The organism is Azospirillum sp. HJ39, assembly GCF_041507355.1.
GTDB lineage: Bacteria > Pseudomonadota > Alphaproteobacteria > Azospirillales > Azospirillaceae > Azospirillum > Azospirillum thiophilum.
Window position 1 is genome coordinate 241,378 of the sequence record NZ_CP167910.1, and the last position, 13,076, is coordinate 254,453.

At 69.0% G+C, this 13,076-nt stretch carries 16 protein-coding genes; 14 read left to right on the forward strand and 2 right to left on the reverse strand.

Annotated elements, in window-relative coordinates; genetic code table 11:
* The first annotated feature begins 26 nt into the window (after positions 1 to 26).
* From ABMY26_RS11725 to ABMY26_RS11790, 14 genes are all read left to right on the forward strand, one after another.
* On the forward strand, positions 27 to 905 hold the full coding sequence (locus ABMY26_RS11725) for a biotin--[acetyl-CoA-carboxylase] ligase (RefSeq protein ID WP_372396446.1): 879 nt from the start codon (positions 27 to 29) through the stop codon (positions 903 to 905).
* Positions 902 to 2,566 (forward strand): malonate decarboxylase subunit alpha, encoded by a 1,665-nt coding sequence (gene mdcA / locus ABMY26_RS11730; RefSeq protein ID WP_372396447.1) that lies wholly within the window; start codon positions 902 to 904, stop codon positions 2,564 to 2,566. Before ABMY26_RS11725 ends, mdcA begins: the two co-directional genes overlap by 4 nt.
* Before the next feature lie 12 nt (positions 2,567 to 2,578).
* A complete protein-coding gene (gene mdcC / locus ABMY26_RS11735) occupies positions 2,579 to 2,893 on the forward strand; it encodes a malonate decarboxylase acyl carrier protein (RefSeq protein ID WP_372396448.1) in 315 nt (104 codons plus the stop codon).
* A gap of 17 nt (positions 2,894 to 2,910) precedes the next feature.
* Positions 2,911 to 3,867, forward strand: coding sequence for a biotin-independent malonate decarboxylase subunit beta (locus ABMY26_RS11740; RefSeq protein ID WP_372396449.1), 957 nt, complete (start codon positions 2,911 to 2,913; stop codon positions 3,865 to 3,867).
* Between the two features lie 16 nt (positions 3,868 to 3,883).
* On the forward strand, positions 3,884 to 4,768 hold the full coding sequence (gene mdcE / locus ABMY26_RS11745; RefSeq protein ID WP_372396450.1) for a biotin-independent malonate decarboxylase subunit gamma: 885 nt from the start codon (positions 3,884 to 3,886) through the stop codon (positions 4,766 to 4,768).
* 36 nt (positions 4,769 to 4,804) lie between these two features.
* The gene (locus ABMY26_RS11750) at positions 4,805 to 5,899 is read left to right on the forward strand and encodes an acyl carrier protein (protein WP_372396451.1); all 1,095 of its coding nucleotides are present in this window, start codon (positions 4,805 to 4,807) and stop codon (positions 5,897 to 5,899) included.
* The gene (mdcG, locus tag ABMY26_RS11755; protein ID WP_372396452.1) at positions 5,896 to 6,639 is read left to right on the forward strand and encodes a malonate decarboxylase holo-[acyl-carrier-protein] synthase; all 744 of its coding nucleotides are present in this window, start codon (positions 5,896 to 5,898) and stop codon (positions 6,637 to 6,639) included. The genes ABMY26_RS11750 and mdcG overlap by 4 nt, the downstream gene beginning before the upstream one ends.
* A gap of 102 nt (positions 6,640 to 6,741) precedes the next feature.
* The gene (locus tag ABMY26_RS11760) at positions 6,742 to 6,951 is read left to right on the forward strand and encodes a biotin/lipoyl-containing protein (protein ID WP_045584825.1); all 210 of its coding nucleotides are present in this window, start codon (positions 6,742 to 6,744) and stop codon (positions 6,949 to 6,951) included.
* Between the two features lie 184 nt (positions 6,952 to 7,135).
* A complete protein-coding gene (madL, locus tag ABMY26_RS11765) occupies positions 7,136 to 7,534 on the forward strand; it encodes a malonate transporter subunit MadL (protein ID WP_372396453.1) in 399 nt (132 codons plus the stop codon).
* Positions 7,535 to 7,550: 16 nt separating this feature from the next.
* Positions 7,551 to 8,318 carry a malonate transporter subunit MadM gene (madM, locus tag ABMY26_RS11770; RefSeq protein ID WP_372396454.1) on the forward strand — a complete coding sequence of 256 codons (768 nt, stop codon included), beginning with the start codon at positions 7,551 to 7,553 and terminating at the stop codon, positions 8,316 to 8,318.
* A 101-nt stretch (positions 8,319 to 8,419) separates the two neighbouring features.
* Complete coding sequence (locus tag ABMY26_RS11775; protein WP_372396455.1) at positions 8,420 to 9,325, forward strand: energy-coupling factor ABC transporter ATP-binding protein; 906 nt, start codon at positions 8,420 to 8,422, stop codon at positions 9,323 to 9,325.
* Positions 9,322 to 10,017: a CbiQ family ECF transporter T component gene (locus tag ABMY26_RS11780; protein WP_372396456.1), complete on the forward strand. Its 696-nt coding sequence runs from the start codon at positions 9,322 to 9,324 to the stop codon at positions 10,015 to 10,017. The genes ABMY26_RS11775 and ABMY26_RS11780 overlap by 4 nt, the downstream gene beginning before the upstream one ends.
* Positions 10,014 to 10,589 (forward strand): biotin transporter BioY, encoded by a 576-nt coding sequence (locus tag ABMY26_RS11785; RefSeq protein ID WP_372396457.1) that lies wholly within the window; start codon positions 10,014 to 10,016, stop codon positions 10,587 to 10,589. Before ABMY26_RS11780 ends, ABMY26_RS11785 begins: the two co-directional genes overlap by 4 nt.
* Positions 10,590 to 10,616: 27 nt before the next feature.
* Positions 10,617 to 12,293 (forward strand): methyl-accepting chemotaxis protein, encoded by a 1,677-nt coding sequence (locus tag ABMY26_RS11790; protein WP_372396458.1) that lies wholly within the window; start codon positions 10,617 to 10,619, stop codon positions 12,291 to 12,293.
* A gap of 12 nt (positions 12,294 to 12,305) precedes the next feature.
* On the opposite strand, the gene ABMY26_RS11795 is transcribed toward ABMY26_RS11790, so the two are convergent.
* Together ABMY26_RS11795 and ABMY26_RS11800 are read right to left on the reverse strand one after the other, a co-directional pair.
* Positions 12,306 to 12,722: a HutP family protein gene (locus ABMY26_RS11795; protein ID WP_372396459.1), complete on the reverse strand. Its 417-nt coding sequence runs from the start codon at positions 12,720 to 12,722 to the stop codon at positions 12,306 to 12,308.
* A 13-nt stretch (positions 12,723 to 12,735) separates the two neighbouring features.
* Positions 12,736 to 13,041 (reverse strand): hypothetical protein, encoded by a 306-nt coding sequence (locus tag ABMY26_RS11800; RefSeq protein WP_372396460.1) that lies wholly within the window; start codon positions 13,039 to 13,041, stop codon positions 12,736 to 12,738.
* Positions 13,042 to 13,076: the final 35 nt, after the last annotated feature.

Below are 13,076 nucleotides of genomic sequence, written 5' to 3' on the forward strand. Positions count from 1 at the left end.
CGGGCCTTGCCTCGGAGATCGATCCCATGCCAACCGTTCCCTTCCAAGATCCTGGTGCCACGCGGCTTTCCGCGATCGAGCGGAGCGACGGCATCGGCCGGATCGTCATCGAGGCCGACCGGCTCGACAGCACCAACCGCCGGCTGGTCGAAACCGGCCGGACCGGCGCCCCCCACGGCACGGTGCTGATCGCCCGCGACCAGACCGCCGGCCGCGGCAAGGGCGAGCGGGGGTGGTTCTCCACCCCCGACGGCAGCCTCTGCCTGTCGGTCCTGGTCAGGACCGGGCGCGGCCTGCGCGAGGCGGCCCAGCTGCCGCTGCTGGCCGCGGTCGCGCTGCGCGAGGCGATCCTCGCGGCGACCGGGGTCGAGGCCGGCGTCAAATGGCCGAACGACCTGCTGGCCGGCGGCCGCAAGATCTGCGGCATCCTCGCCGAGGCGGCCTGCGACGGTGACGGCGACCTCGACTTCGCGGTGATCGGCATGGGGATCAACCTTGCCATCCCCGACGCCGGCTTCCCGGCGGAGCTGCGGGACAGGGCGGTTTCCCTGGCGACGCTGGCGGGCCGCCCGGTCGACCGCGGCGCCTTCGTGGAAGCCCTGTGTGCGGCCTTCGACCGCTGGGTGAGGCTCTGGGAACGGCAGGGGCTGTCCGCCTTCGCCGCGACCTGGACCGACCACGCCCTCCATCTCGGACGGGTCGTCCGGCTGGACGACGGCGACGAGGAGATCTGCGCCACCCTCATCGGCCTCGCGGGCGACGGGGCGCTGCGCATCCGCGACGCCGCCGGGACCGTCCGCGACATCCATTCCGGCGAAATCCATTCCGGGGAAATCGGCACGGCTCCGCCCGTGGCCCCGATCCCCCCGCACCTTCACAAGACCCACATGGGGGCATTCTCATGAAGACCGAACAACGGTGGGACAAGCTCGCAGCCGACACCCGCCAGCGCATGGAGGCCGCCGCGCCCTATATCGGCGCCGGCAAGCGGGTGAAGCCGGAGGACACCGTCTCCCTGCTGAAGGCGGTGATCCGCTCCGGCGACCGCGTCAACATCGAAGGCAACAACCAGAAGCAGGCCGACTTCCTCGCCGACTGCCTGAACAAGGTCGACCCGGCCGAGATCCACGACCTGCACATGGTCCAATCCTGCGTGCCGCTGGCCTCGCACCTGGACATGTTCGAGCGCGGCATCGCCAAGAAGCTCGACTTCGCCTTCGGCGGGCCGCAGTCGGGCCGCGTCGCCAAGTTCATCCGCGAAGGCAAGATCCAGCTCGGCGCCATCCACACCTATCTCGAGCTGTTCGGCCGCTACTTCCTCGACCTGACGCCGCGCGTCTCGCTGATCTGCGCCTATGAGGCCGACCGCGAAGGCAACCTCTACACCGGCTTCAACACCGAGGACACGCCGGTCATCGTCGAGGCGACCAAGTTCCGCCAGGGCATCGTCATCGCCCAGGTGAACAAGATCGTCGACAAGCTGCCGCGCGTCGACATCCCGGCCGGCTGGGTCGACGCGGTGGTCGAGAGCCCGAAGCCCTTCTTCATCGAGCCGCTGTTCACCCGCGACCCCGGCCTGGTCACCGACAACCACATCCTGCTCGGCATGCTGGCCCTGAAGGGCATCTACGCCGAGTACAAGGTCAAGCGGATCAACCACGGCATCGGCTTCCTCACCTCGGCCATCGAGCTGATCCTGCCGACCTACGGCGCCGAGCTGGGCCTCAAGGGCGAGGTCTGCACCCACATGGTGCTGAACCCGCACCCGACGATGATCCCGGCGATCGAGGACGGCTGGGTCGACACCATCCACTGCTTCGGCGGCGAGCTGGGGATGGAGGAGTATGTCAAGGCACGCTCCGACATCTTCTTCACCGGGCCGGACGGCTCGCTGCGCTCCAACCGCGCCTTCGCCCAGACCGCCGGCCATTACGCGCTGGACATGTTCATCGGCGGCACGTTGCAGATCGACCCGTGGGGCAACTCCTCCACCGCGACGGCCAACCGCGTCTCCGGCTTCGGCGGCGCGCCGAACATGGGCTGCGACGCCAAGGGCCGCCGCCATGTGACCGAGAGCTGGCTGAAATGCGGCCAGGAAGTCCCGCACATGGCCGACCAGATCGGCACCATGCCGCGCGGCAAGCGGCTTGTCGTGCAGGGCGCCGAGACCTTCGGCGAGGCCCGCGCCCCGACCTTCGTCGAGAAGCTCGACGCCTGGCAGCTGGCCGAGAATGCCGGCCTCGAGCTGCCGCCGGTGATGATCTACGGCGACGACGTCACCCACATCGTCACCGAGGAAGGCGTCGCCTACCTCAACCGCGCGCCGGACATGGCCGCCCGCATGGCCGCCATCCGCGCCGCCGCCGGCTACACCGAGGTCGGCATGAAGGCCGATCCGGCCGAAACCAGGCGCCTGCGCGAGGCGAACATCTTCAAGACCCCGGAAGACCTCGGCATCGACCGCAACCGCGCCAACCGCGACCTGCTCGCGGCCCGCTCGATGCGCGACCTCGTCGACATCTCGGGCGGCCTCTACAACCCGCCGGCCCGCTTCCGCAACTGGTGATCGGAGTCCCTCATGTCTCTGGAAACAATCGAATTCACCGTCGACGGGGATGGCCGGTCGGTCTCCCTTCCCGGCCGGGCCCATTGCGGCGTGGTCGGCTCCGGCGACCTTGAAGTGCTGCTCGAACCCAAGGCCGCCGGCAGCGCCGTGTCGGTGCGGATCGTGACCCCGGTCAAGGGCTTCGACGCGCTGTGGAAGCGCGTGGTCGAGCATTTCGTCGCCGAGACCGGGCTTGCCGGCCTGTCCATCGAGATCAACGACAACAACGCCTCGCCCGCCATCGTCGCCCTGCGCCTGCGTCAGGCGCTGGCCGAGGCGCGGGCCTGAAGCCGGGAGTTCAGAGCATGCCCAACTGGAGCAGACTCCAGACGAATTCCTTCCTGGAATCCAGCGCCCGCGACCGCGCCGTCGGCCTTGTCGACGAGGGGAGCTTCGTCGAGCTCGGCGGTCCGTTCGACCGTCTGGTCAGCCCCCACCTCGTCGCTCTCGGCGAAGCGGTGGAGAACGATGACGGCATCGTCACCGGCGTCGGCCGCATCGGCACCCGCCCGGTCTTCGTCATCTCGCAGGAAGGCCGCTTCATCGGCGGGTCGGTCGGCGAGGTCGGCGGCGCCAAGATGGTCGGCATCATCGACATGGCCATCGAGTTCAACGACCGCCTCGTCGCCGAGAACCCCGGCCTGCCGGCGTCGGCGCGTCCGCTGGTCGCCATCTCCTTCGAGACCGGCGGCGTTCGCCTGCACGAGGCCAATGCCGGCCTGCTCGCCCATGCCGAGGTGATGGACGCCCTGCAGCGCGCCCGCCACAAGGTGCCGGTCGTGGCGCTGATCGGCTCGCGCATCGGCTGCTTCGGCGGCATGGGCTTCGTCGCCGCCGCCACCGACGCCATCGTGATGAGCGAGTTCGGCCGCCTCGGCCTGACCGGCCCGGAGGTGATCGAGCAGGAGATGGGCAAGGACGAGTTCGACGCCTCGAACCGCGCCCTGGTGTACCGCACCACCGGCGGCCGTCACAAATACGTGATGGGCGACGCCAATTTCCTTGTGGACGACAGCGTCGCCGCCTTCCGCGCCCAGCTCGCCGATCTCTGCGCCCTGCCGGTTTCGTCCTTCGAGGCGATGCGCCGGATCGGGTCGCCGGAGCTGGTCGAGAAGCAGCTGCGCGGCGTCGCGCTGGCCGCGGAGCTGAAGCCGGACGATGCGCGCGACGTCTGGCGCCATGCCGGCAACAACGACCCCGTCGGCCTCGCCGACGGACCGCTCGCGGACTTCCGCAAGTCCGTCCGCCGTCTGGCCCTGTGATCGGGAGAAAGACCCCATGGAAACACTTTTGGGACAAGGCCGCGCGGCCATCGACCTGATCGTCGACGCCGGCAGCTTCACCGAGGGCACCGTCGGCGCCCGGACCTTCGAGGACCCGGATTTCGGCCCCGGCGCGGTGGTCGGCACCGCCCTGCTGGAGGGGGAGACGGTCACCGTCATCGCCTCTGACGCCGAGGCCTTCAACGAGAAGTTCCCGGTCGTCTATTCGGGCATCATCGGGCTGGAGGAAGGCTACAAGATGGCGCAGGCCGTCTACGCCACCCTTGCCGCCGATGCGGAAAAGGAAGCGGCCAAGAAGCGCGCCATCGTGCTGATCGTCGACACCCCGGGCAACGGTCCGGGCAAGGTCGAGGAGATCTTCGGCATGAACAAGGCGACCGGCGCCTATCAGCTGGCGCTGGCCGAGGCCCGGCTCGCCGGCCATCCGATCGTCGCCATGGTGGTGGGACGGGCCATCTCCGGCGCCTTCCTCTGCCATGGCCTGCAGGCCGACCGCATCCTGTCGCTGACCTCCGAATTCCAGACGATGATCCACGTCATGCCGATCAGCTCGGTGTCGCGGATCATCAAGAAGGACGTCGAGCTGCTGGAGGAGCTGGCGAAGGCGAACCCGGTCTTCGCCGCCGGCCCGGCCTTCTTCTTCAAGCTCGGCGGGGTGGAGCAGCTGGTCGAGACCATCGCCGGCATGCGCCCGGCCATCGCCGCCCAGATCGCCGACATCCGCAAGGCCAAGTCCGATGCCACGGCGCTGACCGGTCCGCGCGGCCGCGGCGCCCTCGGCGCCGAGCGGGGCGGACGCACGGTGCGCCCGACGGTCCAGGCGCTGCTGCGCACGGAGTTCGCCGCCGTCGAGGACCGCTTCCGTCCGCAGGCCGGCTGACGACGCGCAACGGGGCGTAGAGGAAAGGGGTGTGTCATGTCCGAGATCTTCGAACAATACGCGGCGGTCGCCGACGCCTTCTCGACCGTGCCGACCTTCGCCGAGATGCCGCGCCGCACGCTGGCGGAAAAGGGCATCGCCGGCCCGACGGCCGCGCACATCGTCGAGGAGGTGCACACCCCCTTCAACCTCGCCTACCTGACCTTCACGACGGGATCGTCGGCGTTCCAGAACATCGTCGGCGTCGCCCACAGCGAGCTCGAGGCACGCTGCGACGCGACCCGCCGGGTGATGGAGGCCATCGGGGCGAAGCCGGGCGACCGGATGCTCGTCACCTACCCGCCGCTGGTCAACGTCTTCTCCCGCCTGGCGCTGGAGCGCTGCGGCATCGAATGGTCCTTTCTCGACCGGTCGAGCCGCGGCGCCTTCATCACCGCCTTCTGCCGGCAGCGTCCGGACATCGTGCTGGGGGAATCCTCCTTCATCCGGGCCAGCATCGGCGAGGCGCTGTCCCTCGGCCTCGCCGCCGACCTCCCCGAACGGTGCCGCATCGTCGTGGCGGGCACGCCGCTGGATCTCGACCTTCTGAGCCGGGTCGAGCCCTTCGGCTGGCCGGTCCACGACCTCTACGGCTGCCAGGAGTTCGGCTGGCTCACCCTCGACGGCCATCCCGTGCGCGACGATCTCACGCTCGCGCCGTCGCCGGCCGGCGAGGGATGGGCGGAGCTGGTGGTCGGCGGATTGCCGACGGGCGACAGTTTCCCGATCTCGGAGACCGGCCATGCCTGCTCCCCGACCGGGCGGATCGTCACCTATCGCCGCCGCCGCACCCATCCGGAATACGAGGTCTTCGTCCGGGCCACGACCCTTGCCAACCGCGAGACCGTCGAACGGGCCGCCCGCACCATCCTGCGCATCAAGAGCCGGGTGGTGAAGGTGGAGGCCGACCTGCAGACCTCGGCCCCGGCCACGGTCCTGCATCTGGTTCCCGGCATCGGTGGCGGGCAGGGGGCGGAACCCTTCGAGGTGCGCGGCCCGGTCGCCACCCGTGCCTTCGACGATCTCGTCCGCGCCCAGACCGACGTCCAGGCGATGGCGAAGACCGATCCGACCTGGACGAAGACGCGATGACAGCCCTGTCGACAACCCCATCGACCCTGCCGGCGCTGACCCGGCACGTCATGATCGACATCGGGCCGGCCCACCGCCGTCCCGTCGCCGATGCGCTCCGCGACGGCCTGTTGCCGATGCATCGCCGCCCCGATGTGGCGGAGCGCATCCATGACGTCTTTCTCGCAACGGCGATTCCCGGAATCGTCTGCGCGCCCAAGGCGCCGTTGCCGGCAGGGTCGATCCAGATCGGCGTCTCCTTCCCCTTCCGCGAGGACGGGGTGCGGGTGCGCTCCGCCGTGACGTTGCCTTTCGGCGGCGTCGGCGCGGTCCATACGCCCTGGGAAGTCGCCGGCCGCATCGCGGCGGGCGCCTTCCCGGAAGCGGACCAACTGCTGGAACTGGCCGAACTCGGCCGCGCCCACGGCGTCGCCGTCGGCCTGTTCGGATCGGCGGCGCTCCAGGCGCTGACCGGCCTGCCCTACATGGAGCCGTGCTCCGACATCGACGCGGTCGTCATCGCCCGCTCGGTTGCCGGACTGCGCTCCTTCCATGCCGCGCTTGCGGGGTTCGCAAGCCGGCACGACCGATCCTGCGACGTCGAGGTCGCCACCCCCGGCGGCCTCGGCATCAAGCTCAAAGAACTCGTGTCGGACGTCACCGCGGTCGCAGGCCGCGGCATGGACGGCGTCCGTCTCGTCGAGCGGCGCCGGGTGCTCGACGAGATCGACACGATGCCCCCCATCGGCCCGGCGCCGTGAACCAGGGCCGCGAGGCCCGTCATCCAACCAACCGGGGCCGCGAGGCCCCTCATCCAACCAACCAGGGCCGCGAGGCCCGTCATCAGCCAAGGAAAAGACACCATGGAACTCAAGTCGAAGATGCCGTCGAAGATCGAAGCCATCAAGGTCGCGGTCGGCGACGCCGTGACCAAGGGCACCGAGCTGGCGGTGCTGGAAGCGATGAAGATGAAGAACCCGCTGATCTCCCCGGTCGACGGCACCGTCAAGTCGATCGCCGTCGCGGTCGGCGACCGCGTCAAGCCGGGCGCCCTGCTGATGGTCGTCGAGTGAGCTGAGCAAAGCGCTTCCGGGGCCTGTTTCGGCACGTCCCGGAAGCCCGGCTTCCATCGAACAGTTCTGACAGAATTGGCGAGCGGTGAAGTCGATGTGGTTTCACAGAAAATAAACCACCCTTGAATGTCGGCCACCAACCCTTCGGGGCCCATGCCGCCATTCTCTTCGAGGAATACGCCAAATGATCATCTACGGTGTGATGGTCCTGGGCCTGTGCATGTTCATTGGAACATCCATCGGCCTTACTCTCGGTATTCTGCTCGGAATTCCCGGCGACATCGGCGGTGTCGGCTTCGCGATGCTTCTGCTCGTCTTTGTGACGCCATGGATGAAGAAGAAGGGCTGGCTGCCCAAGGCGTCCGAAGACGGCATCATGTTCTGGAACGCCATGTACATTCCGGTCGTCATCGCCATGGCGGCGACCCAGAACGTCGCGGCAGCCCTGTCGGGGGGCTGGATCGCCTTCCTCGCGGGAATTCTCTCCGTCGTCGCATGCTTCGTGCTGATCCGCCCGCTCGCGGCGCTCGCAGGATCCTCGACCTCAACATTCGGCGACGACGCCGAAGCCAAGAAAGCCTAGTCGGGGAGCAATCGCCATGAGCAACGCATTCCTAACCTCCCTGATCGGCGACCGTCCGCTGATCTTCGCCTTCGTGGTCGTCGGCATCCTGACCTGGCTCTGCTACGCCTTTTCCAAGAACATCACCAAGGGCCGCATCCACGGGTCGGCGGTGGCGATCATCATCGGCCTGATCCTCGCCTATGTCGGCGGCATCTCCACCGGCGGCAAGAAGGGCATCGCCGACCTCTCGATGTTCGCCGGCTTCGCCCTGATGGGCGGCGCCATGCTGCGCGACTTCTGCATCGTCTCGACCGCCTACGGCGTCAATCTGGAAGAGCTGAAGAAGGCCGGCCTGGGCGGCGTCCTGTCGCTGGTCATCGGGACCAGCATCGCCTTCGTGATCGGCGTCGCCGTCGCCTATGGCTTCGGCTACCGCGACACCGCCTCGCTGACCACCATCGGCGCCGGGGCGGTGACCTTCATCGTCGGCCCGGTGACCGGCACGGCGGTCGGCGCCTCCTCGACCGTCATCGCGCTGTCCGTCGCCGCCGGCGTCGTGAAGTCCATCGCGGTGATGATCCTGACGCCGTTCCTGGCCAAGCCCTTCGGCCTGACCAACCCGGCCTCGGCGATGGTCTATGGCGGACTGATGGGAACCACCAGCGGCGTCGCCGCCGGCCTGGCCGCCACCGACTCGCGCCTCGTGCCCTACGGCGCGCTGACCGCGACCTTCTACACCGGCTTCGGCTGCCTGGTCTGCCCGTCGGTCGGCTTCATCGCGATGAAGGCGATCTTCGGCTGAGATCCCGGTCCCGAGAGTTCCGTTCCCGAGAGTTCCGTTCCTGAGAGTTGCCGACCCGCGGCGGTTGGTGTGTCCCGACGCCAACCGGGAGGAAAGTCACCATGAGCCTGATGCATCGATTGCCGGACCTGCTGCGCCGCCTGCCCAAAGCCTTCGGCGAGGGCGTCGGCCGGACCGCGGTTGCCGGCGGGGGTGGCGGCGGGTCGGTCCTGCTCAGCCGGGGATCGATCCGCCATGTGGCCTTCTACCCGGTGCCGCCGCTGAAGACGGCCGAGGCCGTCCCGGAAATGGCCGGGATGCCCGCCGCCGAAATGCCTTGCGAGCCCGGTTCCGCCGGCCAGACCATCGTCTTCTCCGGCGTCCGGCTGGACCGCGGCGGCATGAGGACGCTTGCCGGGATCGATCTGGTGCTCGGCGAGCGTCGCATCGGCCTGCTCGGCCTCAACGGCTCGGGCAAGTCGAGCCTGCTGAAACTGATGGTGGGGCTGCTCGCGCCGACGTCGGGCAGCGTCAGCATCGACGGGCTTTCGCCCATGGCCGATGCCGCGGCGGTCCGGAGGCGCACCGGCTTCCTGTTCCAGAGCGCCGACAACCAGATCGTCTATCCCATCGTGCGGGAGGATCTGGCCTTCGGCCTGGAGGGCGATGCCGAGGCGGTCGCCGCTGCCATCGCCGGGGCGCTCGGCCGGCTCGGCATCGGCACGCTGGCGGGCCGGCGCATCCACGAGCTTTCGGGCGGCGAGCGCCAGCTGGTCGCGCTGGCCGGCGTCATGGCGCGCGACCCGCGCACCATCCTGTTCGACGAGCCGACCTCGCAGCTCGACCTCGCCAACCGCAACCGGCTGTGCGGCGTTCTCGACGGCCTGCCGCAGCAGGCGGTCGTCGTCACCCACGACCTCGACCTCGTCGCCGGGTTCGACCGGGTGCTGGTGGTCGGCGACGGCCGCATCGTCGCCGACGGCGATCCGGCCGAGGCGGTCGCCTTCTATCGGCGGAGGTACGGATGAGCGGAATTTCCGGCACATTTTCCGGCACATCCTGCGGCAAGCCGGCCGGAGGGTCGGGAGCGGTCGCCGCGCTGTGCATCCTCGCCGGCCTGGGCACGCTGCTGGCCTGGATCGACCGCTTCGAGCTGCTGGCGATGGTCGCGGCCGCCGCCGCCGCCGGGCTGGCCGTCGCCGACGGCTCGGTCCGGGATGCGTTCCGGCAGGTCAGGGCCGCGCTGCTGGTCGTCGCCGTCACCGCGCTGTTCGATGCGGCGACGGGGGACGGGCTCAGCGGCCTGCGCCTCTTCCTGCGCTTTTCGGCGCTGGTCTGCGCCGCCCAGATCGTCACCACGCTGTGGAGCTGGGCCGAGCTCTGCGCCGCGCTGGCCGCGCTGCTGCGCCCGCTGGAGCGTATCGGCCTGCTCGATGCCGGGCGGTGCGCCTTCACCCTGATGCTCGCGGTCCGCTTCGTGCCGGTGATGGCGGAGGAGATCGCGGAGATCCGCGAGGCCCAGGCGCTGCGCGGGCGCAACCGCTCCGTCCTTGCCCTTGTCCTTGCCCTGGCGGTTCCGCTCGGGCTGCGCATCCTGCTGCGTGCCGGGGAGATCGCCGACGCGGTCGACCTGCGTTCCATATCCCCGGTGGGCACCGGCCGTCGCGACGGGCGCAGGTCCGTCGCGGCGCAACCCCTTTCCCCGCGAGCCGTCCCATGACCAGCGTCGCCCCCTCCCTCGGTTTCCGTGACCTGACCCTGGCGGCGCTGGGCGCCGGACTGGTGGTGGCGCTCGGCGCCACGCCGCCGATCCCGCTCGGCATCCTGCCGGTTCCGATAACCTTGCAGACCTTCGGCGTGATGCTGGCCGGCCTGCTGCTCGGCCCGCGCCGGGGGGCGACGGCGATGGCGGTGTTCGTCGCGCTGGTCGCCATCGGGCTGCCCGTCCTTGCCGGCGGCCGCGGCGGCTTCGGCGTGCTCGTCGGGCCGACCGCCGGGTTCCTCTATGGCTGGATCCCGGCCGCCTTCCTCATCGGCGTCCTCGCCCGCCGCTTCGCGGGGATCGGCAGTCCTGTGACGCGCGGCCTGGGCAATCTCGCCGCCTGCCTGCTCGGCGGGGTGATCGTCATCCACGCCTGCGGGGTGGCCTGGCTCTCGCTGGTCGTCGGGCTGGGCTGGTGGAAGGCCCTGTCCGGAACGCTGCTGTTCGTGCCCGGCGACATCGTCAAGGCCATCCTCGCGGCCATCGTGTGCCACCGGATCGAGAGCTTCATCACGCTCGACCGCCGCTGAACGGCGCTCTTATCGGGATCATTCGACATGAAGCACCTGTCCGTGTTCTGGCGCCTCGCCGCGATCATCGGGATTTCGGCGGTCGCCTTCTGCGCCGTCTCGGCCGGCGAAATCATGAGCCTGCGGCAGACCATCCTGACGGAGCGCCAGGAGAAGCTGCGCGACATGGTCGGCAGCGTCCTCAAGATGGTCGGAACCTATGACGAGGACGTGGCGGCCGGCCGCCTGACGACGGAGCAGGCACAGGATCTCGCCAAGCGCGCCCTGCGGTCGATGCGGTGGGGGGATGGCGACTATTACGGCGTCTACCGGTTCGACGGCGTCACCCTCGTCCACAGCAATCCGCGGAACGAGGGCGTCAATCGGATGGACTACACCGATTCGAGCGGCCGGCGGCTGGTCCATGACATGATCGGGATCGCCCGGCAGGGCAGCGGCTTCACCGAATATGCGGTTCCGCGCGGCGGTGGCACCGAAGCGCTGCCCAAGCTGAGCTATGTCGGCGGCTATGCGCCGTGGCAATGGGCGATCCAGGCCGGCGTCTATGTCGACGACGTGGATGCGGCGGTGCGCAAGCGGGCCGTCGACCTCGCCGGCACCGGCCTGGTGGCGCTTCTGCTGACCGGCGGCGGCGCGGCCCTTCTCGGGCGCGGCATCACCCGGCCCTTGTCCGCCCTGTGCGGCACGCTGGACAGGCTGGCCCATGGCGACCGCACGGCGCCGGTCCCCTTCACCGACCGCCGCAACGAGATCGGGCGCATCGCCCGGGCGGTGGAGGTGCTGAAGACGAGCGCGCAGGAGGCCGACCGGCTGCGCGGGGAGCAGGAGGACGCCAAGCGGCAGGCGGTCGAGCGGCAGCGGGAGGAGATGGAGCGCGTCGCCCGGGAGTTCGAGGAGAGCGTCGGCGCCATCTCCCGCACCCTGAGCGCCGCCGCGTCGGAGATGCAGGACACCGCGCAGGCGATGTCGCTCAGCTCCGGCCGGGCCAGCGAACAGGCGACCGCGGTGGCGGCAGCGGCGGCGCAGGCGACGACGAACGTGCAGACGGTCGCCGCGGCGTCCGAGGAGCTGACCGCCTCCATCGGCGAGATCGGCCAGCAGGTCGCCCGGTCGGCGCAGATCGCCGGCAAGGCGGTCGAGGAGACCCGCCGCACCGACGCGACGGTCGAGGAGCTGTCGGCTGCCGCCGGCAAGATCGGCGAGATCATCGGCCTGATCCAGTCCATCGCCTCGCAGACCGACCTGCTGGCCTTGAACGCGACCATCGAGGCCGCCCGCGCCGGCGTGCATGGCAAGGGCTTCGCCGTGGTCGCGAACGAGGTCAAGGCGCTGGCCCGCCAGGCCTCCCAGGCCAGCGGCGACATCGCCCAGCGGATCGCCGCCGTCCAGGGGATCTCGAAGGACGTGGTGGGCGCCATCCGCGGCATCGGCGGCACCATCGCCGAACTGAACGGCATCGCGTCGACCATCGCGTCGGCGGTCGAGGAGCAGGCCGCCGCGACCCACGAAATCGCCCGGAACGTCAGCCAGGCCGCCGAGGGCACGGGCGAGGTGTCGGCCAACATCGCCGGCGTCACCCGATCCTCGGCCGAGGTCGGGGACGCGGCCGGATCGGTTCTCGCCGCGGCCCGGACCCTGGCCCGGCAATCCGACAGGCTGCAGGGGGAGGTCGACGGCTTCCTGGCCTCGATCCGCCGGGGCTAGGAGGCTGGCCGGTCAGATGTGCATGACGCCGAAGCCGACCCGCTCATGGTTGGTTTCCGGGTGGAAGGCGGATTCGCCATAGGCGGCGACGACGAGCCAGCGGCCATCCGTCGCGATGGCGACCTTCACCTTCAGGCTCGATTCGGCGGCGACGTCCGAGCTGAGGCCCTTCAGGCACTCCAGCCCGGCATGGATCACGGCATGAATCTCGTTGTGGTGGTGGTGGATGAGGTTCGTCTGCAAGGCACACCCGACGATCGACTTGACGAATGTCCGGGTCACGTCGGATCTTGATCCGGAAACCATGGTGAAGCCCAGCTTGACCTTCGTGTTCTTGGCAATGTGCTCCTTGAATATATCCTCTTCCTCCCGGGAACTGATCGCTGCAAGAATAGCGATCTTGCCGAGACGGTCGGGGTGGATGTCCATTCAAGAAACTCCCTCATAAAGTGCGTTCGTCAAAAGTCATGGACGAGAATCGGCTTATAGCCGAAAACAAGCCCATGGTTCCATGGTGTAAATATTTCGCTATGGAAAAATTTGCATTCAATATCTTATTGTAAGCAAAGTGCATTGTAGACTGTCTGATGGAATTTTCAGGATTTCCCAAGGGAAAAAATGTGAAACTCTGATCTTTTAAAATAAATAAATCGGGAATTCCGCGAGCCCGCGAGCGCGTGTCCCTGCCGCCGGCATGATACGTGCCGGAACGCTGCGGCATGCGGTCCATAGGGGTGGCGGCAGGCATGCAGGCACGCAGGCGCACGGCGGGGCGGGGCGGGG

Coding starts and splice junctions, on each gene's coding strand:
- ABMY26_RS11780 (WP_372396456.1), top strand. CDS start 9,322: ATGAGCGGAATTTCCGGCACATTTTCCGGCACATCCTGCGGCAAGCCG.
- ABMY26_RS11795 (WP_372396459.1), bottom strand. CDS start 12,722: ATGGACATCCACCCCGACCGTCTCGGCAAGATCGCTATTCTTGCAGCG.
- ABMY26_RS11800 (WP_372396460.1), bottom strand. CDS start 13,041: ATGCCTGCCGCCACCCCTATGGACCGCATGCCGCAGCGTTCCGGCACG.
- mdcE (WP_372396450.1), top strand. CDS start 3,884: ATGGAAACACTTTTGGGACAAGGCCGCGCGGCCATCGACCTGATCGTC.
- ABMY26_RS11790 (WP_372396458.1), top strand. CDS start 10,617: ATGAAGCACCTGTCCGTGTTCTGGCGCCTCGCCGCGATCATCGGGATT.
- mdcG (WP_372396452.1), top strand. CDS start 5,896: ATGACAGCCCTGTCGACAACCCCATCGACCCTGCCGGCGCTGACCCGG.
- ABMY26_RS11785 (WP_372396457.1), top strand. CDS start 10,014: ATGACCAGCGTCGCCCCCTCCCTCGGTTTCCGTGACCTGACCCTGGCG.
- madL (WP_372396453.1), top strand. CDS start 7,136: ATGATCATCTACGGTGTGATGGTCCTGGGCCTGTGCATGTTCATTGGA.
- ABMY26_RS11725 (WP_372396446.1), top strand. CDS start 27: ATGCCAACCGTTCCCTTCCAAGATCCTGGTGCCACGCGGCTTTCCGCG.
- ABMY26_RS11740 (WP_372396449.1), top strand. CDS start 2,911: ATGCCCAACTGGAGCAGACTCCAGACGAATTCCTTCCTGGAATCCAGC.
- madM (WP_372396454.1), top strand. CDS start 7,551: ATGAGCAACGCATTCCTAACCTCCCTGATCGGCGACCGTCCGCTGATC.
- ABMY26_RS11760 (WP_045584825.1), top strand. CDS start 6,742: ATGGAACTCAAGTCGAAGATGCCGTCGAAGATCGAAGCCATCAAGGTC.
- mdcC (WP_372396448.1), top strand. CDS start 2,579: ATGTCTCTGGAAACAATCGAATTCACCGTCGACGGGGATGGCCGGTCG.
- mdcA (WP_372396447.1), top strand. CDS start 902: ATGAAGACCGAACAACGGTGGGACAAGCTCGCAGCCGACACCCGCCAG.
- ABMY26_RS11750 (WP_372396451.1), top strand. CDS start 4,805: ATGTCCGAGATCTTCGAACAATACGCGGCGGTCGCCGACGCCTTCTCG.
- ABMY26_RS11775 (WP_372396455.1), top strand. CDS start 8,420: ATGAGCCTGATGCATCGATTGCCGGACCTGCTGCGCCGCCTGCCCAAA.